General features: G+C 66.2%; 24 protein-coding genes. 13 read left to right on the top strand and 11 right to left on the bottom strand.

Going from position 1 to position 22,688, the window contains the following annotated elements; genetic code table 11:
• From ON44_RS20620 to ON44_RS20630, 3 genes are all read left to right on the top strand, one after another.
• On the top strand, positions 1 to 842 hold an 842-nt coding region (locus ON44_RS20620), incomplete at its 5' end, for a cyclic nucleotide-binding domain-containing protein (RefSeq protein WP_040692526.1).
• 79 nt (positions 843 to 921) lie between these two features.
• Positions 922 to 1,605: an SIMPL domain-containing protein gene (locus ON44_RS20625; protein WP_040692528.1), complete on the top strand. Its 684-nt coding sequence runs from the start codon at positions 922 to 924 to the stop codon at positions 1,603 to 1,605.
• Positions 1,606 to 1,670: 65 nt separating this feature from the next.
• Entirely contained in the window at positions 1,671 to 2,474 is an 804-nt protein-coding gene (locus ON44_RS20630; RefSeq protein ID WP_040692529.1) for an enoyl-CoA hydratase, read from the top strand.
• Positions 2,475 to 2,477: 3 nt separating this feature from the next.
• On the opposite strand, the gene ON44_RS20635 is transcribed toward ON44_RS20630, so the two are convergent.
• Positions 2,478 to 2,777, bottom strand: coding sequence for a DUF1330 domain-containing protein (locus ON44_RS20635; protein WP_040692530.1), 300 nt, complete (start codon positions 2,775 to 2,777; stop codon positions 2,478 to 2,480).
• A 132-nt stretch (positions 2,778 to 2,909) separates the two neighbouring features.
• Here ON44_RS20635 and ON44_RS20640 point away from each other — a divergent pair, with 132 nt between their 5' ends.
• Complete coding sequence (locus ON44_RS20640) at positions 2,910 to 3,791, top strand: CPBP family intramembrane glutamic endopeptidase (RefSeq protein WP_040692531.1); 882 nt, start codon at positions 2,910 to 2,912, stop codon at positions 3,789 to 3,791.
• Positions 3,792 to 4,060: 269 nt separating this feature from the next.
• Here the strand turns inward: ON44_RS20640 and ON44_RS52705 are convergent, their stop codons facing one another.
• Positions 4,061 to 5,677 carry a class I SAM-dependent RNA methyltransferase gene (locus tag ON44_RS52705; protein ID WP_051182246.1) on the bottom strand — a complete coding sequence of 539 codons (1,617 nt, stop codon included), beginning with the start codon at positions 5,675 to 5,677 and terminating at the stop codon, positions 4,061 to 4,063.
• A complete protein-coding gene (locus ON44_RS20650) occupies positions 5,674 to 7,662 on the bottom strand; it encodes an APC family permease (protein WP_040692551.1) in 1,989 nt (662 codons plus the stop codon). The genes ON44_RS52705 and ON44_RS20650 overlap by 4 nt, the downstream gene beginning before the upstream one ends.
• Before the next feature lie 239 nt (positions 7,663 to 7,901).
• Here ON44_RS20650 and ON44_RS20655 point away from each other — a divergent pair, with 239 nt between their 5' ends.
• Both ON44_RS20655 and ON44_RS20660 read left to right on the top strand, forming a co-directional pair.
• Positions 7,902 to 8,567 (top strand): potassium channel family protein, encoded by a 666-nt coding sequence (locus ON44_RS20655; protein ID WP_040692532.1) that lies wholly within the window; start codon positions 7,902 to 7,904, stop codon positions 8,565 to 8,567.
• A gap of 2 nt (positions 8,568 to 8,569) precedes the next feature.
• Positions 8,570 to 9,241, top strand: coding sequence for a potassium channel family protein (locus ON44_RS20660; protein WP_040692534.1), 672 nt, complete (start codon positions 8,570 to 8,572; stop codon positions 9,239 to 9,241).
• Between the two features lie 40 nt (positions 9,242 to 9,281).
• Here the strand turns inward: ON44_RS20660 and ON44_RS20665 are convergent, their stop codons facing one another.
• From ON44_RS20665 to ON44_RS20675, 3 genes are all read right to left on the bottom strand, one after another.
• Positions 9,282 to 9,917, bottom strand: a complete 636-nt coding sequence (locus tag ON44_RS20665) for a sigma-70 family RNA polymerase sigma factor (RefSeq protein WP_083898021.1) — start codon at positions 9,915 to 9,917, stop codon at positions 9,282 to 9,284.
• 148 nt (positions 9,918 to 10,065) lie between these two features.
• On the bottom strand, positions 10,066 to 10,794 hold the full coding sequence (locus tag ON44_RS20670) for a DUF3159 domain-containing protein (RefSeq protein ID WP_083898022.1): 729 nt from the start codon (positions 10,792 to 10,794) through the stop codon (positions 10,066 to 10,068).
• A 3-nt stretch (positions 10,795 to 10,797) separates the two neighbouring features.
• Positions 10,798 to 11,175, bottom strand: coding sequence for an OB-fold nucleic acid binding domain-containing protein (locus tag ON44_RS20675; protein ID WP_040692536.1), 378 nt, complete (start codon positions 11,173 to 11,175; stop codon positions 10,798 to 10,800).
• Between the two features lie 130 nt (positions 11,176 to 11,305).
• On the opposite strand from ON44_RS20675, the gene ON44_RS20680 reads away from it, so the two are divergent.
• Complete coding sequence (locus ON44_RS20680) at positions 11,306 to 12,022, top strand: alpha/beta fold hydrolase (RefSeq protein ID WP_040692538.1); 717 nt, start codon at positions 11,306 to 11,308, stop codon at positions 12,020 to 12,022.
• Here ON44_RS20680 and ON44_RS20685 read toward each other — a convergent pair.
• Together ON44_RS20685 and dut are read right to left on the bottom strand one after the other, a co-directional pair.
• Entirely contained in the window at positions 12,019 to 12,996 is a 978-nt protein-coding gene (locus tag ON44_RS20685; RefSeq protein ID WP_051182250.1) for a DUF3710 domain-containing protein, read from the bottom strand. The two genes, ON44_RS20680 and ON44_RS20685, sit on opposite strands and share 4 nt — an antisense overlap.
• Before the next feature lie 5 nt (positions 12,997 to 13,001).
• Positions 13,002 to 13,499 carry a dUTP diphosphatase gene (gene dut, locus ON44_RS20690; RefSeq protein ID WP_040692540.1) on the bottom strand — a complete coding sequence of 166 codons (498 nt, stop codon included), beginning with the start codon at positions 13,497 to 13,499 and terminating at the stop codon, positions 13,002 to 13,004.
• Between the two features lie 159 nt (positions 13,500 to 13,658).
• Between dut and ON44_RS20695 the strand changes: the two genes are divergently transcribed.
• Positions 13,659 to 14,138 (top strand): DUF3093 domain-containing protein, encoded by a 480-nt coding sequence (locus ON44_RS20695; protein ID WP_040692542.1) that lies wholly within the window; start codon positions 13,659 to 13,661, stop codon positions 14,136 to 14,138.
• A 65-nt stretch (positions 14,139 to 14,203) separates the two neighbouring features.
• On the opposite strand, the gene ON44_RS20700 is transcribed toward ON44_RS20695, so the two are convergent.
• The gene (locus tag ON44_RS20700) at positions 14,204 to 14,506 is read right to left on the bottom strand and encodes a DUF4193 domain-containing protein (RefSeq protein WP_040692543.1); all 303 of its coding nucleotides are present in this window, start codon (positions 14,504 to 14,506) and stop codon (positions 14,204 to 14,206) included.
• A gap of 373 nt (positions 14,507 to 14,879) precedes the next feature.
• Here ON44_RS20700 and cei point away from each other — a divergent pair, with 373 nt between their 5' ends.
• Entirely contained in the window at positions 14,880 to 15,560 is a 681-nt protein-coding gene (gene cei / locus ON44_RS20705; protein ID WP_040692557.1) for an envelope integrity protein Cei, read from the top strand.
• A 61-nt stretch (positions 15,561 to 15,621) separates the two neighbouring features.
• On the opposite strand, the gene ON44_RS20710 is transcribed toward cei, so the two are convergent.
• Positions 15,622 to 16,527, bottom strand: a complete 906-nt coding sequence (locus tag ON44_RS20710) for an inositol monophosphatase family protein (protein WP_051182248.1) — start codon at positions 16,525 to 16,527, stop codon at positions 15,622 to 15,624.
• Positions 16,528 to 16,707: 180 nt separating this feature from the next.
• Here ON44_RS20710 and ppgK point away from each other — a divergent pair, with 180 nt between their 5' ends.
• From ppgK to ON44_RS20725, 3 genes are all read left to right on the top strand, one after another.
• Positions 16,708 to 17,466, top strand: coding sequence for a polyphosphate--glucose phosphotransferase (ppgK, locus tag ON44_RS20715; protein ID WP_040692544.1), 759 nt, complete (start codon positions 16,708 to 16,710; stop codon positions 17,464 to 17,466).
• 196 nt (positions 17,467 to 17,662) lie between these two features.
• Positions 17,663 to 19,027 carry an RNA polymerase sigma factor gene (locus ON44_RS20720; RefSeq protein WP_040692545.1) on the top strand — a complete coding sequence of 455 codons (1,365 nt, stop codon included), beginning with the start codon at positions 17,663 to 17,665 and terminating at the stop codon, positions 19,025 to 19,027.
• 416 nt (positions 19,028 to 19,443) lie between these two features.
• Positions 19,444 to 20,289, top strand: a complete 846-nt coding sequence (locus tag ON44_RS20725) for an MHYT domain-containing protein (RefSeq protein WP_040692546.1) — start codon at positions 19,444 to 19,446, stop codon at positions 20,287 to 20,289.
• 59 nt (positions 20,290 to 20,348) lie between these two features.
• On the opposite strand, the gene ON44_RS20730 is transcribed toward ON44_RS20725, so the two are convergent.
• Positions 20,349 to 21,125 carry an MHYT domain-containing protein gene (locus ON44_RS20730; RefSeq protein WP_040692548.1) on the bottom strand — a complete coding sequence of 259 codons (777 nt, stop codon included), beginning with the start codon at positions 21,123 to 21,125 and terminating at the stop codon, positions 20,349 to 20,351.
• A 701-nt stretch (positions 21,126 to 21,826) separates the two neighbouring features.
• On the opposite strand from ON44_RS20730, the gene ON44_RS20740 reads away from it, so the two are divergent.
• The coding region (locus ON44_RS20740; protein ID WP_174415106.1) for a rhomboid-like protein at positions 21,827 to 22,688 on the top strand (862 nt) is incomplete at its 3' end.

The following is a 22,688-nucleotide window of genomic DNA, read 5'->3' on the forward strand; positions in this document are numbered from 1 at the left end:
GCACCACCGACGAGTTGGACGTCCTCGCCGAATTCGGGCACCGCGCCCGCGTCTACGAACTGCACGGCGACCTGTTGTTCACCGGTGCGGAGCGGGCGGTGCGCGCGATCGAGGAGCAGGCGCGCGAGTTGGCGGCATTGGTGGTTGACCTGCGGCAGGTCGGTGAGGTCAGCGGGATCGCGGTCCAGATGCTCGACGCATTGCAGATCGAACTCGCCGCCGCGGGCTGCCGCGTCGCCATTGTCGACCCGGACGGCAAACTGGGCCATCTGGTCTCCAGCCTGGATCCGGCCGACCCACGCGGGCGGGTATTCATCGATCGCGATACCGCGACGGAATGGTGCGAGGACATCGTCCTCGACCACCATCGGCCCGCGAACGAACCGGCATGCGCGTCCCTGCCGATCGAGGACCATCCCGCGCTCGCGGCTCTCGCTCCGGACGATCGCACCCGGCTGGCCAAGGATTTCGAGGTGCGCACCATTGCCCGCGGCGAGGTCATCGCCGAGCGCGGCAGCACCCGCTCCGGGCTGTATCTGATTCTCGAGGGCCGGGTCCGGATCACCTTCGAGGGCGCCGATGCCCGGACCCATCGGCTGGTATCGCTTTCGGCGGGAATGTCTTTCGGCGAGATCCCGATGTTGGTCGGGACACCGTTCGTGAACGAGGCACGTGCGGAAAGCGCGGTGCGCGTTGCGGTTCTGCGTCCGGAGCGGTTCGACATGCTCACCGAGCAAGCGCCGGACCTCAAACTCGCGCTGCTCGAGCGACTCGCCGCGGGAGCGTATGCGCAGATGGATGCGGTGGTACGCGCGATCGCGGTGCGCGGCGGCGATTATTGACCGGTTTTGTCCGGGCAGAGGGGGACATTTCCGAACCATCGACCGTTGCGTCCGAAACCGATGAAGTCAGGAGAGCGCCGTGAACAAGAAGAAGTCCCACGACACCGCGGGCACGGTCACCACCTTCGGGTCCGGCAGCGCCCGCGCCACCCCGGATCTGATGCGCGTCACCATCTCCATCGAAACCCGGGCAGTCAAGGTCGCGCTCGCCTACGGCCAGGCCGGCGAGCGCGTCGGCGCTGTCACCGATTCGCTGCGCTCCGATGGCGTTCCCGGCACCGATATCGCCACCAGCGGACTGTCGGTGCGCACCGAGACCGTCTGGATCGAAGGCGGTGGTTCCAAGATCACCGGTTACGTCGCGACCACCGACCTCACCGTTGTGCTGCGCGATATCGGCGAAACGGCCGATCCGGGCCCCGCCACGATCATCGCCAACTGTGTCGACGCCGGTGGTGACGATGTCCGCCTCGGCGGCCTCGATCTCGGTTTCGCCGATCAGGAAAGCCTGCTGATCCGCGCCCGCGATGCCGCCTGGGACAACGCGCTCGCAAAGGCTGAGCAGTATGCGGGTCGTGCTCGGCGGACTCTCGGCCCGGTTCTCGAAATCACCGAGAACGCCATCTCCACTCCGTCCGTCACGCCCCGGCTGATGGCCATGTCGGCCCCGATGAACGAGTCGTACGGCGGCGCTCCGGTTCCGGTCGAACTCGGCGAATCCGAAATCTCGGCGACTATCCGCGCGACCTGGCAGCTCGACTGATTCCATCTGACCTAACGCTTGCTTGGGTATAGTGAGGGCCTCATCACGTCTGATCAGGAGTCCGCATGTCGTTCGTGCTCATCGAGAAACCGCGACCGCAGGTCGCGCTGGTCACGCTCAATCGGCCGGATCGGATGAACGCGATGGCCTTCGATGTGATGATCCCGCTGCGCGAGGCCCTCGAAACGGTCAGTGTCGATAACGAAGTGCGGGTCGTGGTGCTCACCGGCGCGGGCGAGGGCTTCTGCTCCGGTGCGGATCTGCAGAACGCGGGCCGGATTCCCAATACCGAAGGCCTGACCAAGACCAGCGTTGCGCGGCGCTCGATGGATCTGCTCAACGATGTGATGATCACGCTGCGGCGGATGAACCAACCGGTCATCGGCGCGATCAACGGTGCGGCGATCGGCGGTGGCTTCTGTCTCAGCGTCGCCACCGATATCCGAATCGCGGGCGAGGACGCCTATTTTCGCGCGGCGGGCATCAATAACGGCCTCACCTCAGCGGAATTGGGCATCAGCTATCTGCTGCCGCGCGCCATCGGCGCCTCGCGCGCCTTCGAAATCATGTTGTCGGGCCGGGATGTCGACGCGGTCGAGGCCGAACGGATCGGCCTCGTCTCGCGCGTCGTGCCCACCGCCGAACTCCTCGACACCTGCTACGACCTGGCCGAACGGATCATCAGCTTCAGCCGCGTCGGCACCGAGCTCACCAAACGCATGCTGTGGAGCGGTATGGAGGCCGGCGGTTTCGAATCCCATATGCAACATGAGGGCATGTCCCAGCTCTACGTCCGCCTCACCACCGAGAATTTCGACGAAGCCATCCGGGCGCGGCGCGACCGGCGGCCACCGGTATACGAAGACTGATCTTCACGAGCGGCGGTCAATGCCATTGATCAGCAGCGTCACCGTATCCGCGCCCGCGTGACGGTCCTTCGAGATCCCCTGGTACTCAGGGGAATCCGCCCACTCGCGGAATGAAGGCTCGTCCGGGAACGACATCAGCACAACCTTCTCGCGATCCGAATCGCCCTCGATCACCCGCGGGGATTCATCGGAGGCAAGCAGGGTGCCGGAGTAGCGGGTGAACACCTCGAGGAAGCGCGCACGGTAGCGATCGTAGGCGGTGCGATCGGTGAACTTCAGCTGTGCGACGACATACACGGTCATGGTTCGACTGTAAGCCGCGCTGCCACAACAGCGATCGAGGGAACCGGACAGTAGGCGTGCGCGTCTGAATAGATAAGGCACCACGCCGATTTCTCGACCGGGGGTGTCGCTGCTTCGACCGAAGGACCTCGAATGATCGCTCGGCGCGACGATTTCGTCCTCTTCACCGTGGTCGCCTTCGGGCTGGCCTGGGTGGCCGGTTCCGGACCGTGGATCGATGGGCAGGGGCTGAAATCCGGCCTGTGGCTGCATACCGGGGCACTGCTGATGATGCTGACTCCGACGCTCGGGGTGCTGGCGGTATGGCGCTATCGCGGGCGGTCCTGGGGTGAGCTGGTTTCCGAAACCGGACTGACGCTGGGTGCCCGGCCACGCCGAACGGTTGGGCTGGTCGTGGCAACGTGGCTCGGTGCACCGCTGTTCCTCTCGGTCGCATTCGGTCTGAGCGCCGTATTCGGTTTGTATTCCTTCGAATTCACTTCCGCCGAAACCGTCGCCGCACTTGTCCTGGAGAGCCTGGCGGCCAATGTTCTCGGCACCGTGCTCTTCGCCCTCGGCGAGGAGATCGGTTGGCGCGGCTGGCTGCTGCCGCAGCTCGCGCGGCGCTTCGGTCTTGCCAGCGGACTGCTCATCACCGGTGTGGTCTGGGCGCTGTGGCACGCGCCGCTGACACTGCTCGGCTACAACTATCCGAATCTCGGCCCATGGGCCGCACTGGCTTTCATCGGATTCTGCGTCCCATTCGGGGCGATCCTCGGCTGGCTGCGCCTGCACACCGGGAGCATCTGGCCCGGTGTGTTCGCCCACGCCGCACTCAATGCCAGCGCCATCGCCTTCAGCCTCTTCGAATCCCCCGCACACCAATCCAATCCGCTACTGACCGGCTTCGGCCTCGTCGGTTGGACAGTACTCGCGCTGTGCGCGACCGTCCTGTTCACCTGCTTCCCGCTGCACCCGACCAGCCGACCGGCACCGAGCACCATATCGAGCCGACCGCAGCCGTCCCTGGGGTGAGCAGCGCAGGATAAGCACCGATGCACCAGCGTCCGGCATCGTGGATCCGGCCGCGTCACCGGGTTCGAGTGGCACTGGTGAAGGAGGCTTCTCGACGCCTGGCCGGGTATTCGCGGGCGTCGGCCGTGGTGCACGCGAAACAGGAGCGGTTCGATTGTGAATATGTCGTCACTGTCGGGTAAGTCGGGCAACCTGCGGCACCCGAATTTCCGTGCGAATTCCGCCCGATCTTGATCCGGACTGTGCTGTGCGCCAGGGTATTACGGGTCTCAGCGCTCCAGGAGGGCGAGGCATTCGACATGATGGGTGGCTGGGAAGGCGTCGAAGGCGCGCAGCTCAGCGAGGTGGTAGCCCGCCGATTGGTAGAGGCCGAGGTCGCGGGCGAATGAGGCCGGATCGCAACCGATATGGATGATGCGGGAGGGGCCGCTGGTGGTCACGGCGGTGACGACCTCCTTGCCCGCGCCCGCGCGGGGTGGATCCAGGACGACCACATCCGGGGCGGCGCTGCTGGCGTGTTCGGCCAGCCAGTGCTCGACACGCTGGGTGCGCAGATCCAGCCAGGGCAGATCGCGCAACGCGGCACTACCGTCGGCGACCGCGGACCGCGTCGATTCCACCGCGAGCACCGAACCGGTCTGACCGACCTGTCCGGCCAGTCGGGCCGCGAAAACCCCTACGCCACTGTAGAGATCCCACGCCCGCTCCCCGTGACCGAGCCCCGCCCACCCGGCGACCACATCTGAATAACATTGCGCCGCACCATGATGCGCCTGCCAGAACCCGGTCGCCGCGAGCTCCCACCGCCGCCCGGCCACATACTCGACCGTCCGACCGCTACCGCCCACCACCCACTCGTCCCGAGCCGCATGCGTCGCCGCCCGCCGCGCCACCGCTCGCCGCCGAACCCCCTCTCCCCCAACCGATCCGGACGAATCGCTCCCTCGCCGGCCTTCGCCACCGAACTCACCGCGACGAGACCGATCCCGACGCCCGCCCCGATCGCCATCGTGCCCCGGTTCTGCACCACGACCACTCCGACCATCCGTATCACCGGGCTGGGCCCGAGGGCCGTCGCCGTCATCGATACGCCGCCACTCCGATCCGCCCCGGCGACCCTCGTCGCCATGTCCACGTGCACCGGTCCGCGGCGACTCACCGCCGGGGCCCCGCTCAGCGGCGCGACGCTTTCCGGAACGCCGGTCCGTCTCCCGCCTGCCACGCCGATCCCCACCTCGCGTCGAAGGCCGTTCAGACTCAGCACGTCCCGCAGCCGCCGACGGAGCCAACTCGACGATGTGCCGCATCCCATCGCCGTCGACCGCGACCACCAGATCCGCGCCGGGGGTCCACAATCGGTCCGCGATGCCGTCCATCGCACCCGGAACCGGTTGAGGGCAGCGCAGATCGGTGATCACCTCGGTGCTGCGATACCCGTGCACTCCGGCTCGGCCCTCGGCGTCAACGGCCAAGCGGACGCGGGTGCGCCAGCCGCCGGTGGCGTCGGCCGGATATCCGGCGATCGGCTCCACGGTGATATCGCGTTCGATTCCGGCGATGCGGCGCAACTGCTCCGCGACGACCGCCGCCTTCAGCGCCCGCTGCGCGGCCGGGGTGGCAAAGGAGAAATCACAGCAGCCCGCGCCACCGGGGCCGGAGACAGGACATGTGGCGGGAACGCGATCCGGGGATGCCTCCAGAATCTCGATCGCATCGGCTCGGCAGAACGAACCCCCGCGATCCTCGGTGACCCGCACTCGAACCAGTTCATCGGGCAGCCCGTGTCGCACGAAGACGACCCGGCCCTCGTGCCGCGCGACGCAGAATCCGCCGTGCCCGGGCGGCCCGAGCCGCACCTGGAAGGTATTCGAGCGCCAGTCGGTCACCCTCGGTCCTCGTACCCGCGCCGCACCGCACCCGGCGCATTCACCACACCGGCCTGCCTTGCCTTCGCGGACGACGTCAACTGCCACGGCACACTCGTGACCATGACACCCGGCTCGAACAGCAACCTGCCCTTGAGCCGCAACGCGCTCTGGTTGTGCAGAATCTGCTCCCACCAGTGTCCGACAACGTATTCCGGAATGAATACGGTCACCACATCACGCGGCGAATCGCGCCGCACCCGCTTGACGTAATCCAGTACCGGCTTGGTGATTTCGCGATACGGCGATTCGATCACCTTGAGCGGCACCGTGATATCGCTGCGCTCCCACTCCCGCACCAGCGCCCTGGTGTCGGCCTCGTCGACGTTCACCGTCACCGCCTCCAAAGTATCGGGGCGGGTCGCGCGCGCGTAGGCCAGCGCCCGGCGCGTCGGCAGATGCAGTTTGGATACCAGCACGATCGAATGCGACCGACTCGGCAGCACGCCGTCCCATTCGTGCTCATCGAGTTCGCGGGAAACCGAATCGTAGTGCCGCCGAATGAGTTTCATCACAACGAAGATCGCCACCATGGTGCAGATCGCGATCCAGGCACCGGCGAAGAACTTGGTGATCAACACGATGACCAGCACCGTCCCGGTGGCACTCAGCCCGATCGCGTTGATCACTCGCGAACGCTTCATCCGCGCCCGCTGCGACGGATCGGCTTCGGTGCGCAACAACCGGGTCCAGTGCCGCAGCATGCCGGTCTGGCTGAGCACGAACGACACGAACACCCCGACGATGTACAGCTGGATGAGCTTGGTCACCTCGGCGCCGAACACCACGACGAATGCGACTGCCGCACCCGAGAGGAACAGAATGCCGTTGCTGAACGCCAACCGGTCGCCACGGGTGTGCAACTGCCGTGGCAGGTAACGGTCCTGCGCCAGAATCGAACCCAGCACCGGGAAGCCGTTGAACGCGGTATTCGCGGCGAGCACCAGGATCAAGGCGGTCACCGTGGTGATGAAGAAGAAGCCGATCGGGAAGCCGTGGAACACGGTCTCGGCCAGCTGGGCGATGAGCGTCTTCTGGTGGTAGTCCGCGGGCGCACCGATCAACTCGGATTCGTTGTGCGCGTACACGATCCCGATCTTCTGGGCCAAGACGATGATGCCCATCAGCAGTGCGATCGCGATGCTGCCGAGCATCAGCAGCGTGGTCGCGGCGTTGCGCGACTTGGGTTTCCGGAATGCGGGCACACCATTGCTGATCGCCTCGACACCGGTCAGCGCGGCACAGCCGGAGGAGAACGACCGCGCGATCAGGAAGGCGAACGCGAGCCCGTATAGGTGCTCCTCCTCGGCATTGAGCTGGAAGCCCGCCGATTCGGCACGCAGGTCGTCGCCGAGTACGAAGATGCGGAACAGCCCCCACCCCAGCATCGCGAACATGCCGAAGATGAAGGCGTAGGTCGGAATCGCGAAGGCGACACCCGATTCCCGGATGCCGCGCAGATTGATCGATGTCAGCACGACGATGGCGACAACCGCGAACAACACCTTGTGCGTGGCGACGAACGGAATCGCGGACCCGATATTCGACGCCGCCGAAGAGATCGATACCGCCACGGTGAGCACATAGTCGACAAGCAGCGCACTGCCGACGGTGAGCCCGGCATTGGGCCCGAGATTCGTGGTGGCGACCTCGTAGTCACCGCCGCCGGAGGGGTAGGCGTGCACATTCTGCCGATAGCTGGCGACCACCACAGCCATCACGAATGAGACGGCCAGACCAACCCAGGGCGCATAGACGTAGGCAGAAATGCCTGCCACCGAAAGAACAAGGAAGATTTCCTCCGGAGCGTAGGCCACCGAGGACATGGCATCGGAGGCGAACACGGGGAGCGCGATTCGCTTCGGCAGCAGGGTATGGCCCAGCGCATCACTACGGAAAGGCCTGCCCAGCAGCAAACGTTTGGCTGCCGTCGTCAACTTGGACACTGGAGCGAGCATAGATCCCCGCAGGATGGACCGCTCCCTCGGCCGGTTCGCGCCGTATGTTTGGTTGACAGGCGGAGGGGAAATTGGGCCATGGAAACATCTGGCGGGTACGGTTCGATGCCGAGGTAAGCAAACCGAACGCCCCGCGGCGTGAGCTCAGGGCCCGGAGGAAGCTTGCGTGACCACATAGGGCCCGCGAGCGCCGCCAATTGAACACAGTTTCCAGGAACGAGGTTGCGGTGTACGTAGTGATCATGGGTTGCGGACGGGTCGGCTCATCGCTGGCACGCGCCCTGGTCCGGGTCGGCCATGAGGTCACCGTGATCGACCGGGACCACAGCGCCTTCCTGCGCCTCGGCGAGGACTTTCCGGGCGAGCGGGTGGTCGGTGTCGGCTTCGACCGGGATGTGCTGACCCGCGCGGGAATCGAGCGGGCCGACGCCTTCGCCGCGGTCTCCTCCGGAGACAACTCCAACATCATCTCCGCGCGGGTGGCCCGGGAGATGTTCGGTGTGCAGCGCGTGGTCGCGCGTATCTACGACGCCAAACGCGCCGCCGTCTACGAGCGCCTCGGCATTCCGACCATCGCCACCGTGCCGTGGACCACCGACCGCTTCCTCACCACGCTGATCGGCGACGGCGGCACCACCACTTGGCGCGATCCCACGGGCACCGTGGCGGTAGCCCAGTTGACACTGCACGAGGAGTGGTACGGGCGCACCGTGCGCGATCTGGAGCGCAATGTGGGCGCCAGGGTCGCCTTCATCATCCGGTTCGGTCAGGGCCTGCTCCCCGAGAGCAAGACCGTGGTCCAAGCCGACGACGTCGTCTATGTCGCAGCCACCTCCGGCTCCGTCGGCGAGGCCGTCGCCTTGGCCGGTAAGCCCCCAGCAAGCGAGGACTGAACATGAAAGTGGCGATCGCCGGAGCCGGCGCCGTCGGCCGATCGATAGCCAGGGAGCTATTGCGCGGCGGCCATCGGGTGATGCTGCTCGAGCGCCAGCTCGACCACATCGACCCCGCCGCCATCCCGGATGCCGTCTGGGTCCATGCCGACGCCTGCGAACTCGCGCTGCTGGAGGACGCGGGTCTGCAGACCTACGAGGTCGTCATCGCCGCCACCGGCGACGATAAGACAAATCTGGTGCACAGCCTGCTCGCCAAGACCGAATTCGGCGTGCGCCGGGTGGTGGCGCGGGTCAACGATCCGCGCAATGAATGGCTCTTCGACGCGTCCTGGGGCGTCGATGTCGCGGTGTCGACGCCGCGGCTGCTGGCCTCGCTGGTGGAAGAGGCGGTCTCGGTCGGCGATCTGGTCCGGTTGATGACGCTGCGGCAGGGTCAGGCCAATCTGGTCGAGATCACCCTGCCCAGCGATACCGCCTTGGCGGGCAAGCCGGTCCGCACGCTCACCCTGCCGCGCGACGCCGCCCTGGTGACGATTCTGCGCGGCGGCCGGGTGATCGTGCCGCAGCCCGACGACCCCTTCGAGGGCGATGACGAGCTGTTGTTCGTGACCTCCGTGGAGGCCGAGGAAGACCTGCGGGTGGCGCTGGCCACGCACGGTATCAAGCCCTGACTCCCCGACAAGGCTGATACGGATCAGCGCCTGTCCGACCTCAGGATGCGGCCGCGAGCTGCGCGCGCAGCTTGTTCAGCGCGCGGTGCTGCATCACCCGAACCACGCCGGGACTGGTGCCGATGGCCTCGGCGGTCTGCGCCGCGGTCCAGCCGAGCACGATCCGCATCACCAGCACCTCGCGGTGCGCGGGCGCCAGGATCTTCATCAGTTCCCGGGTGGCCTCGCGACGTTCGGACGCGATCGCCCACTCCTCCGGGCCTGCGGCGGTCGATGCCGTATCGGGCACCTGGTCGACCGGGTACATCGGGTGCAGCTGCGAACGCCGGAACGCGTCGGCCACCTTATTGGCCGCGATGCCGTAGACGAAGGCCAGGAACGACTTGCCCTGATCGCGGTAGCGCGGAATGGCGTTGACGGTGGCCAGCAGGATCTCCTGCACCACATCGTCGGCCGTGACGTGCAGATGTGCGGTATTGCCAAGGCGCGCACCGCAATACCGGCGCACGAGCGGGTGGACCAGCCGGATGATCTCGGTGACCGCCGCACGGTCGCCCGCGGCCGCCGGACCGATCAACTTATCCAGTTCGGCCGATACCCGGCGGCTCTCCGACAGGGCGGGGTTGTGGTGGGCCTGGTTCTTCGACAGTGTCGCAATGTTGTGCTCGGTAGCCAACTTCCGAGTCCTTCCTCGCCGATCGTGCTTTTTTGCTTGCACTGATCGTCTGATGAACTCGGTCGCCCAACCAGGCACCCCAGGGTGCGTACTCCCCCACCTCCGGCGGCGATTCGTTAACACCCCAGCGGAATTCGGGGCGGAATTCCTAGGCCGTTTCGGCGGCCGTACCCCGGCGCACCGGCAGATGTCCGGCCCGGCGCACCGCCCACACGGTGACGGCCAGCGCGACGGCGGTCAGCGGCCAGCCCATGGCGATGCGCGCGAAGGCAAGCCAGCCGGTGCGATCGGTGTCGTAGAGCTGTGACTGCACCAGATAGCGCGCGCCGAACACGATCACCCAGGTGGTGGTCGCCAGGTCGTAGAGGCGCACGACGCGACGGTCGGACCGCCATTCGGTGCCGTGGCCGTTGAGCACACCCCAGATCACGCCGACCAGCGGCCAGCGCACCAGCATCGACACCAGGAACACCCCGGCATAGACCAGGCTGGTGTAGATACCGAACAGGAAGAACCCCTTCGCCTCACCCATGCGGTAGGCGATCAACGCGCAGATGCCCACCCCGAGAAAGCCCGAGATCGCGGGCTGGATAGGGCTGCGCCGCACCAGCCGCCACACCAGAATCGCGGCGGCCACGCCGAGTGCCGACCAGATCGCCGCGGTGAGCCCGGCAAAGGTGTTCACGGGCACGAAAACCAGCACCGGGAGCGTCGAGTAGATCAGGCCGCTGAAGCCGCCCAACTGCTCGAGGAGGGTTTGTTCGGCCTCTTCGGTTTCGGCGTCGACAGAGCGATCCACGACGTCGGACGGGCCCGCGTCGATCGGCTCACGACCTCGGGTGTGGATCTCGGCGGCGTTCTCGTTGCTCGATGGCATACGTCAGCTGTTCTCACGCAATTCGTAGTAGGGGTTGTAGATCACCTTACGACCATCCCGGTCACCCACACGACCGCGGACGAGGATCTTGCGTCCCGGTTCGATACCGGGAATACGGCGGCGGCCGATCCACACCAGACTGATGGCATCGGTGCCGTCGAAGAATTCTGCCTGAACACTGGCGCCGACGGACTTCGGACACGCCTCGACACTGCGTAGTCGGCCGAGCATGGTCGCCTCGTCACCGCGCTGACAGTCCGAGGCCCGGCAAGCACCCGACGCATCGGCAGATTCGGCGAGTTCCTCGGCGTCCAACTGATCGATGTCCTCGGTCAGCCTGCGGCTCAGACGGCGAAAATAACCTGAGGCGGCTGATGACATTTGACGCTCTCCTGCGTGGAGCTAGACGACGTGGGTCCCACGCCATCATGGTTGTTCCGGTGATGACCGGCTTAAGGCCGTATACCCGCCACTGTAGATGGGCAACCCTCCCCCCGCTACGCTCGGACCGGTGTTCGACTCCCCACATTTCGCACCGGACCGCAGCGGTCCCGCCCCGATCGCCGTGGCGTTGCCGGGAACCGGTTCGGATGCCGACTTCGCCCGCCGTGCCTTCGGACCAGCTTGTGCGGCACGCGGAATCGAATTCATCGCCGTCGAACCCGACCCGTGCGGAGTGGTTGCCGGGTATTGGGCGGCGCTCGACGAGGCCGCCGGGCGCGGCCCGGTCCTGGCCACCGGGATCTCCCTCGGCGCGGCGGTCGCACTCGAATGGGCGGCTGAACATCCCGGGGCAGCAACCGGCGTCGTGGCGGCGCTACCAGCCTGGACGGGGCCCGATACCGCCGCCTGCCCGGCCGCGCTCAGCGCCGCCGCCACCGCGGCCCAGCTGCGTGCGGACGGGCTCGACGCGGTGGTCGAACGTATGCGCGCGAGTAGCCCGCGCTGGCTCGCCGACGCGCTCACCCAGTCCTGGCATTCGCAGTGGCCGCGGCTGCCCGAGGCGCTGCAGGAGGCCGCCGACTACAAGTGGCCCGATGCGGAACGACTCGGCACCGTCGAAGTGCCCGTCACCATCGTCACCGCCGTCGACGATCCGGTGCACCCGCTGTCGGTCGCCGTGGAATGGGCCGAGCTGATCCCGCGCGCCGAGCTGATCCGGATCACCCTCGATGAACTCGGCGCGGATCCCGCGATTCTCGGAAACGCGGGACTCGCGGCGTTCTAGTTCAGCCCGAGCTGCTGCATGGCGGAGCCGTCCGCACCGCGGCGCGGTTCATTCGGCATACGCGGCGGGACCAGCGGCTGGGGTGTGGGCTGGACCGCGGCCTGCTGTGCGGCCATTGCCTGCTGCTGTGCGTCCACCTGCGCCTGATGCGCGGCGGCCAGCTGTTCGGCCAGCTCCGGTGGCAGCACGACCGCCAGCGGCTCGCGCACCGGCATCGGATCGTCACCGCGTCGAATCACGGTCTCGGTCAAGATCGCTCGCGCGGCCCGCACCAGCGGCCCACCGTCATCGGCGGCGCCCTGCGGACCCGCTGCCACCAGCCGCACCATCCATCGCGGACCGTCCACCCCGATGAAGCGCAGGTCCGCGCCCTCGGTGATGGCGAGCAGTTCCCGGCCCCACGGTCCGGTCTCCACCGCGACCCTGGCGCCGTCCTTGCGTAGCGATTCGGCCAGATCCGCTGCCACCGACCGCCATTGGCCCGCCGACTTGGGCGCGGCATAGGCCGCGACAGTGATCCGACCGTGTTCGGTCGCCAGGTGCACCGCCTGCGGCGTGCCGTCCGGGGTCATCTCGACCTGTAATTGGCCGCCCGGCGGCACCGGCAGGATCACCGAACCCAGATCGAGGCGCTGATCGGAGACATTGTCCAGCAGCTCGGCCACCTCGTCGTAGTCGTACGGGCCGGATTTGAGCATGTCATCGTCATCGTCATCGTCGTAGTCGTGCTCGTCGTACTCGGATTCGTCGTACTCGGGTTCGTCGTCGTAGTGTGCGGCGACGTAATCGGCTGGGACGATCGGATTCTCGTCGGTGATCGGATCGATGATGGGGTTCTCGTCGGTGATCGGCTCATCGTCGTAATCCGCGTCGCCGTAGGCGGCGTACTCGCCGTATTCGCCGGCGTACTCGTCCTCGTACCGGTCCTCGACGTATTCGTCACGTCCGCCGGACTTGCGTCTCTTCCCGAACATGCCGGTCATGCCTCCTTGCCGAGAGTGGCCGCCTCGTCGGCCGACGCGGCCAGACTGGCGTGGCCACCGCTCGACCCGTAACCGCCCGCACCCCGCGTGGTGTCGTCGAGTACGTCGACCTCCACGAAATCGACCAGTTCCACCCGCTGCACCAGTAGCTGCGCGATCCGATCCCCGCGACGCAATTCGATGGGGGTGCGCGGATCGTGATTGATCAGGCACACCTTGATTTCGCCCCGATAGCCCGCATCGACGGTGCCCGGCGTATTCACCACGGACAGCCCGGTTTTCGCGGCGAGTCCGGACCTGGGATGGATCAGGCCGACCGTGCCGACCGGCAGTGCGACCGCGACACCGGTGCCGACCAGCACGCGCTCCCCCGGTTCGATGATGACGTCCTCTGTAGTGCACAGGTCCACGCCCGCGTCTCCGTGGTGGGCACGCGTTGGCACGGGGATGCCGGGATCAAGCCGCAGCAAAGGTATGGGTGAAAGGGCGCTCATGACTGCGCCTCGCTGACGCTCGGCTCCGTCATGACCGCCCGGGCGGCTGTGTTCAATATTCGCTCGCTGCGCTCGCTCACGTTGTCCGAGCCTACGCGTACGCCCTCGACCTCAGTGAATTAGTGTTGAGTCGTGTCGGACCAGCCCAACCCAGTGACTATGGACGAACAACAGCGAAGCTTCGAGCCCTACCGCGAGCGCCTGTGGGTGCCGCTGTGGTGGTGGCCGATCGCGTTCGCCATCGCCGGGTTGCTGGCCGCCGAAATCCATATGGGCGCACCGGGTCTGCGCGCCTGGTTGCCCTACGCGTTACTGTTTCCGGTGCCGGTGTGGGTGCTGTTGTGGCTGAGCCGTCATCGGGTGGAGGTCGCCCAGGACGCCTCCGGCATCCGCGAACTCCGCGCCGATCGCGCGCATCTGCCGGTGAACTTCGTGGCCAGATCGGCCACGGTGGCCCCCACCGCCAAGAGTGCGGCGCTGGGCCGCCAGCTCGACCCCGCCGCCTATGTCCAACATCGGCCATGGGTGGGGCCGATGGTGCTACTTGTACTCGACGACCCGGACGACCCGACGCCGTACTGGTTGATCAGTACGCGACGGCCGGATCGGGTCTTGGCCGCGCTTGGCATACCTGGCTGAGGCCGGGCGTGCCGAGCGCGGGCTGACCGTTGATCTCGGCTGGAGATCAGATCTCACGCTGGAGATCAGGCTGCACAGTCCATGCAGATCAGCTGACCGCCACTCTCACTGGCCAGCCTGCTCCGGTGATGGACCAGGAAACAGCTGGAACAGGTGAACTCGTCGGCCTGCTTCGGGATCACCCGAACTGTCAGGACTTCCTCGGACAAGTCCGCGCCGGGAAGCTCGAACGACTCCGCGGTATCGGATTCGTCGATATCCACGACGGCGGACTGTGCCTCGTTGCGACGAGCCTTCAGCTCCTCCAGCGAATCTTCCGACACTTCGTCGGATTCAGTGCGCCTCGGTGCGTCATAGTCGGTTGCCATGTCGTCTTCCCCTCGTCCTTACTCCGTATATCCCGGACCGGGCCACCCACACCGATTCCCTCGGAATCGGAATGACCAGCACCGCCCCGCCGGTGGTGCACGTCACACGTACACCGGTCCCCTATCAGGGCGGATCATGCGGACCCACCTTTGATAGCGCTCGGTAAACGCAGGACATGCCCTTCTTGTTCCCGCGACCGACCACCGTTTTGGGCTGCGATGTTTCGATCTGGGCCGCCAGACAATAGCGGACCCCACGGCAAAAGTCGCAATCAAAACACAGACGATTCGAAACTGAGGGGTAATCGACACCAACCGTGAACTCGCCGAGACCTTACGCACTGGCGCGGACACATTTTCGTAGAGTATGCACGTGGTTTCACTCATCACCGAAGGCAGCGCAACGGATCGAACGGGTCAACCCTTCCTCCGGCGACGCAACCAGCCATGGTTGATCCTGGTCGGCGTCCTACTCCTCATCTGCACCGTGGTGTGGATCAAGGCCCTGACCACCGAGGACAGCAGCGGAACCGCGATGGCGTGCAATTCGCCGAGCCCGGCCACCGACGCCAAATCGCCCCAACCGGCCCCGATGGGTCAGCGGGTCGGCCAGTCGCGGCTGACCGATGTCGAACCGGCGGCACTGGCCTCGTCGAAGGTCCGCGTGCTGAACGCGAACAACAAGAGCGGTCAGGCCTCGCACATCGCCTCGGCGCTCGGCGATCTGGGCTTCGCGAGCGCGCCGGGACAGCAATTCGGTAACGATCCGGTTTATGTCAACGGCGATCTGAACTGCACCGGCCAGATCCGCTTCGGCGTGAACGGCCGGCCGGCCGCCGCCTCGGTCCAGTTGGTCGCGCCGTGCGCCGAGTTGATCGAGGATCAGCGCAACGACGACACCGTGGACCTGGTGCTCGGTTCGGTCTTCGGCGAATCGCTGCGGCCGAGCCCCGACGCCGAGGAGGTGCTGAAATCGCTGAAGAATCCGGCACCGGGCGGATCGACGTCCATCGATCCCAAACTGCTGTCAGCGGCGCGCACGGCACGCTGCTGATCTCCTGAACCGACCTTCATCGCCCCGGTATGCCGCTTCGGCAAACCGGGGCGATCCGTTTTCAAGCGTCCGGGATCGCGGTGGTCGCGCCGACACGCTCGAGCAGTTCGGTCAATTCGTTCGCGACGCCCGGTGCGGCGGCAACGACCAACTCACCTGCCGCACCCGGGCTGGTGGCCGCGGGCAAGCGCAGCGCCGCACCCGCCTCCGCGGCGATCAAAGCGCCCGCCGCCCAGTCCCACGCGTTGAGTCCGTGTTCGTAGTACGCGTCGACGCGGCCCTCGGCGACGAAGCACAGATCCAGTGCCGCCGCGCCGAGGCGGCGGATATCGCGGACCTCCGGCAGGATCTGCGCGATCAGCTCCGCCTGCCTGGCCCTGCGGTGTTTGCCGTAGGCGAATCCGGTGGACACCAAGGCCATCGCCGCCGATCGCACCGACGTGCAGCGCAGATGTTCCACGGTGCCGTCACCGGTCACCTTCGTGGCTCCCATCCGCAGTCCGGCGCTGTAGGTGGCCGCCCGCGCGACATCGACCACCGCGCCGGCGACGGGTTGTCCGTCGCGCACCGCGGCCACCGAAATCGCATAGCCCGGAATGCCGTACAGAAAGTTCACGGTGCCGTCGATCGGGTCCACCACCCAGTGCACGGTGTCCTCGTCACCGTCGACCAGGCTGCCGCCGCCCTCCTCACCGAGGATCGGATCGCCGGGGCGCGCTTCGTCGAGCAGGCGCCGGATCAGATCCTCGGTCTCGGTATCGACGATCGTCACCGGATCGGTCGGGTGGCCCTTGGCCTGCACGACCCCGTCGCGCGCACCGTCCGGACCGAACACCTCGGGCCGGCGCGAGCGCACGTGCGCGGCCGCGGTTTCGGCGAGTTGGACCGCGATCCGGCGCAATTCGGCAACATCCTCGGATGGCGTCGCGGGCGGGCGGGCGGTAACTGACACTCTGGTCTCCGGCATGCCCCCATGCCATCACACATCCTCGGCGAACGGGAACCGGTGCCCGCCCATTACTCTTGTCGTGCACGACACAACGCCGTCGTCGGGCATATCACCGCATGCTCCGCGACCAGCCGGTGGTGAGCTCCTGTGCGGCGGCGCGTTCATCACATCGGCCAGCACAGGGAACGAGGGAACGTCATGTCCGCTCGGGGGCACGCATTCGGTATCGATATCGGTGGCAGCGGCGTCAAGGGCGCCGCGGTGGATCTGGCCACCGGAGCATTGGTCCATGAGCGGATAAAGATTCTGACTCCGCATCCCTCGACACCGCAGGCGGTCGCCGACGCGGTCGCCAAACTGGTCGCCCAGGCCGATTGGGACGGCCCGGTCGGCATCACGCTGCCCTCGGTCGTGCTGGAAGGCGTCGCGCAGACGGCCGCCAATATCGACAAGGCGTGGATCGGCACCGACGCGCGGGCGCTGTTCTCCGCGGCCCTCGACGGCCGTGCTGTCACCGTGCTCAACGACGCCGACGCGGCCGGTCTGGCCGAAGATCGCTACGGCGCGGCAAAGGAATTCGACGGTCTGGTGGTGCTGCTGACCTTCGGCACCGGCATCGGCTCGGCGCTGCTGTTCCACGGCACGCTGGTGCCCAATACCGAACTCGGCCACCTGGAGGTCGGTGGTATGGAGACCGAACACCGCGCCGCGGCTTCGATCAAGGATCGCGACGGCCTGACCTACGAGCAGTGGGCCGCCCAGGTCAGCATTGTGCTCAGCGGCCTGGAGAATTTGTTCTGGCCGAAGGTCTTCGTCGCAGGTGGCGGCATCAGCCGCGATGCCGAACAATGGATTCCATTGCTCACCAACCGAACCCAGGTGATTCCCGCCCGACTGGAGAACACCGCGGGCATCGTCGGGGCGGCCATGGCCATCGATGCGGGCATCGCACCGTAGACGCGCGGAGAGTACGGCATTAGCCGTTGCCGGGATCGTGCCATAGGTACCCTGGTTCGATCGTTACAATGGAACGTACTCCGGCCGCGAGCCGGAAACCCCAGACCCGGCGCTCAGCCGGTGAAACCCGACAGACCGCTCCGCCGGAACACCACTCTGGCGTGACGCCGCACGAGACCGTCACGAAAGGGCGTACGTGGTAGCCACGACCCGTCAGACCGCCGAATCGGCCGATGCCGACTCCGCAGATGTAACCGAAGCACGGCCGGTCCGCAAGGCTGCCGCGAAGAAGGCCCCGGCCAAGAAGGCCGCTGCCAAGAAGGCTCCGGCCAAGAAGGCCGCCGCCGCGAAGGCGACGAAGGGCCCGGCCAAGAAGGCCGGACCGAAGAAGGCCGGACCGGACGGCGAACCCGGCGGCGACGAGAACCTCGAGACCGAGGATCTGGATCTGGAGGACCTCGGCGATCTCGAGGTCTCCGAGGACGATCTCGCCGACGAGGCCGAGGAACTGGTCGAGGAAGTCGCCGAGGAAGTCGAGGAGGGCGAACCGTCCGCTGCGGACAAGGCCTCCGGCGACTTCGTCTGGGACGAGGAGGAATCCGAGGCGCTGCGCCAGGCCCGCAAGGATGCCGAGCTCACCGCGTCGGCCGACTCGGTGCGTGCCTACCTCAAGCAGATCGGCAAGGTCGCACTGCTCAACGCCGAGGAAGAGGTCGAACTCGCCAAGCGGATCGAGGCCGGCCTCTACGCGGCGGAGAAGGTACGCGAATTCGCCGAGCAGGGTGAGAAGCTGCCGGTCGCGATGCGTCGCGACTACACCTGGATCGTGCGCGACGGCAACCGCGCCAAGAACCATCTGCTGGAAGCGAACCTGCGTCTGGTGGTCTCGCTGGCCAAGCGCTACACCGGCCGCGGTATGGCATTCCTGGACCTGATCCAGGAGGGCAACCTCGGTCTGATCCGCGCGGTGGAGAAGTTCGACTACACCAAGGGCTACAAGTTCTCCACGTACGCCACCTGGTGGATCCGGCAGGCCATCACCCGCGCCATGGCCGATCAGGCCCGCACCATCCGCATCCCGGTGCATATGGTCGAGGTCATCAACAAGCTCGGCCGAATCCAGCGCGAGCTGCTCCAGGATCTGGGCCGCGAGCCCACCCCGGAGGAGTTGGCCAAGGAAATGGACATCACGCCGGAGAAGGTCCTCGAGATCCAGCAGTACGCGCGTGAGCCCATCTCGCTGGACCAGACCATCGGCGATGAGGGCGACAGCCAACTCGGCGACTTCATCGAGGACTCCGAGGCCGTCGTCGCAGTGGACGCGGTGAGCTTCACGCTGCTGCAGGATCAGCTGCAGTCGGTGCTGGAGACGCTGTCCGAGCGCGAGGCGGGCGTGGTCCGGCTGCGCTTCGGCCTGACCGACGGCCAGCCGCGCACCCTCGACGAGATCGGTCAGGTCTACGGGGTCACCCGTGAGCGCATCCGGCAGATCGAGTCGAAGACCATGAGCAAGCTGCGCCACCCGAGCCGCTCGCAGGTCCTGCGCGACTACCTCGACTAGTTCGTTCTGCTCGATTTTTTCCGAAGCGCCCGCGCCTGACAGCGCGGGCGTTTCGTTTTGTCGCAACCAGCCTTCTTGTCGTTCGGTCGACCGGCAACTCTGCCCGCATTCGCTTCGCCTACCGCCCCGCTATCGTCGAATCCGGCTGCGCCCATTGGTGTTTTCAACCGTATCGAGCCGAATCGCCTCTGCAACAGTCATTTTCGGCGTTGTGCCGCGCAACCGATCAGCCACGGTGCGGCAACCGAGACAGCGTCCGCCTCGCTATCCAATTCGGGTTTCAATCAAACCTGAAAGTGACCGAAACCACCTCTGCGAAACCGGATTTCGGCTCCCATGGGCTCGCCAGCTGTCGTATCGTCTGACCTGCTGTTGTTTCAATCGTCGATGCTCTTTTTTCGGCAGTGGGGGCGTGCGTGCTCGACATCTACCATTTCAGTTACGGTCTACTGACCCCGCTACTGGCCTACACCATGTCGGTCACCGGATGCCTGCTCGGCTTGCAGTGCGCTGCACGCGCCCGCAGCGGCAAGGATCGGATCGGCTGGCTGCTCGGCGCGGCCGTCGCCATCGGCGGGACCGGCATCTGGGTCATGCATTTCATTGCGATGCTGGGCTTTTCGATCCGCGGCACCGAGATCCGGTACGACATTCCGCTCACCCTGCTCAGCGCGATCACCGCGATAGCCGTGGTCGGCATCGGGCTGTTCATCGTGGTCAAACCCGAACCGTCGCTGCGCGGCCTGCTGGCCGGGGGTGCGATCACCGGCCTCGGCGTCGCGGCTATGCATTACATGGGCATGTATGCGATGAAGTCGAATGCGATGATCAGCTATGACGCGCGGCGGGTCGGGCTATCGATGGTCATCGCGGTGGTGGCGGCGACGGTTGCGCTCTGGTTCACGTTGCGGGTCAAGGGATTCTTCGCGACCATCGGGGCCGGACTGATCATGGGTGTGGCCGTTTGCGGCATGCACTACACCGGGATGTCGGCGATGCATGCGCACACCGGAGATGCGCATACCCCCGAAGGGACCGGCGCCATGGAGCTGATCGCGCCGATCATCGTCGTGATCAGTGTGGTGACGATGCTGCTGCTCATCAGCGTCAGCCTGACCGAGATCGATCGCAGTGTAGAACTGCCGCCGCTGCGCATCGCACCGCGCGCCAAACCCGATCCGCTACCGCCGCTGCCACCGGTGGAACCGCAGATACTGCCGACCGCGTACTGGCCGACGCGGACCGAGGTACCGCGCCACTGAACCCCTCGAAATCGCCTGTGCGACAAGCTCCCAGGACGATTCCACCGGGCGATGCAGACTCAGTCCCTGGTCGGCCAGTAGCGCGCCGGGCGCGGTCCGCGCGCACCGTCGTAGGCCGGATCCTCGACATCGGTGATGCCGATATGCAGTAGCAGCATCATGGTGACCATGCCGACGCCGACCGTCAGCGGAGTCAGCAGCTGGATCGCGCCCGCGCCCGCGGGTGGGTGCATGTGCTGGCCGTTCTGCACATGCATCGCGAACATACCGGTGTAGTGCATGCCGCAGACCGCGACGCCCATCACCAGCGCCGCGCCGATGGTGGCCAGGGTGCCGCGGATATGCAGCGCGAACCAGAGCGCCGCCGTCGCGGCGATCACCGCGATCACCATGGACAGCAACACTATTCGTCCGTCGTATTCGATGACCGCATCGGATTTCATCGCATACATGCCGGAATAGTGCATGGCGCCGACGCCGACGCCGGTGATCGCACCGCCGATGTACAGCGCCACCGGCTCCAATCCCGGCAGCTGCGCGACCCGTAATCCGATCCACACCACCACCATCGCGATCACCGCGCTGAGCAGCGTGATCGGCACGTCGTAGCGGATCGATGCGCCGTGGATCGAAAAGCCCAGCATGGCAATGAAATGCATGACCCAGATACCGGTGCCGCCGATCGCGACGGCTGCGGCGACCAGCCATCCGGCGTGGCCGCTACCGGCCCGCGCCCGAACCACACACCGCAGCCCCAGCAATGATCCGGTGAATGACATCAGATAAGCGACAACCGGCGTGAGCAACCCGTGGCTGAAGTGATCGATTTCCAGCACGCGAACTCCCTCGTTGGGCGGACGCCGACCGTCATCGCGACAGCGCGAGCCCGCCCGCTTGTACAGAACCAGCAGGTAGGCGATTTACAGTACTACTGTCCACTAAATTTGTCATGGGATGAATCCACTCAGCGAGACAGTGCCCGCTATCCGGCAGCGACCAGCTGTGCCCCATACATACCGAACGGTCCCCCGCCGCCGAATCCTGCCGATAGCCACTTCCGGCAATCGATCAGCACCGATATTGCTGGGGCACAATGGATCTCGCGAATTCGCCAGTCGACGACAGGCGTTCGCACATTTGCAAGAACACCACGGCAATTTCGGTACGCATGCCGAGTCTCATTGCGGCCCAGAGCCGCCGAGCCGGATCGGACTCGGTCGCAAACCGGACTTGACCGGCGTCCTGTGCTCGCGGCGGGTCTGCAGTATTCGCGTGAACTTGCCGAAGTTGCCGGAGCAAGCGCATCGCCAATTGCCAGATCGGGTGCCAGCGCGTCGCCAGTGCACGCAGCGGCGAGGACAACGGTCCAACAGGAAGGCACTCGGCCAACCTCTTGGTCGGCGGACCAATTCGGCGGAGCCAACGTTGCCCCGGATGTGAATCGACGTTGCGGCGAAAAGACCAGCTCAGGTGAGCCAGGACACAGACCGGGCGGGTCTGCGGGCAGAAGTGCTTCGGAACCGGCAGACTTGTGCATGTGGTTGCCCCCACTTTGCGCCGAATCCACTCCCCCTGGACGCAGACCGTCGACCTCGGTGACGAGTTGCGCGCGGTCTGGTCGTGGGCGCGTCGGCCCCGATTGGTGCGCCGCCTGCTGCCCGAACTGCGCCAGCACCTGTCCGGCGCGCCGGCCAGCACGGCCTACGCGTTCACATTGTTCGTCACCTGGTGGACGCTGCGCGGGGTCGGCGATTCGGTGGAGCGCAGGCTGATCTTCTCGGCCTCCACCAATCTCTACAACATGCAGCACAACCCGATCCAGGTGCTGGTGGCGTCGGCGTTCTGGACCCAGGGGCAATTTCCGTGGGTCACCATCGCGGAGATTCTGGTCGTCATGGGCTTCGCCGAACGCTGGCTCGGCACCAGTCGCTGGATTCTGCTGTTCGCGACCGGACATATCGGCGCGACGCTGCTCACCGTCACCGCCATCGACCATGCCATCGACCACCACGTCATCCCGGTGCGTGTGCAGTATGCGGCGGATGTCGGCACCAGCTACGGGTTCACCGCGGTTTTGGCGGCCATGGCGTTCCACTTCCGCGGTGCGGTCCGCGCGCTGTGGGCGGGTGTCATCGTCGTATTCCTCGGCTCGGCACTGCTGATCGGACCGACCTTCACCGACTACGGGCATATGTGCGCGGCCCTGATCGGTCTGGCGGTCGGATTCGTCGCGTCTACTTTCTGGCGGCGGATCGAACGCCTGCGTGCCGAACGCGAGGCGAATTCCGCCGCGCCGACACCGGTATCGACGAATCCGCTTGCGGCGCACCGGATTCCCGCGGCTACCGGGACGAGTTCCGTTGCGGCGCAGCCGCTATCCGGTGCTGACCGCGGGGCTG

It is taken from the genome of Nocardia vinacea NBRC 16497 (assembly GCF_000308835.1).
GTDB lineage: Bacteria > Actinomycetota > Actinomycetes > Mycobacteriales > Mycobacteriaceae > Nocardia > Nocardia vinacea.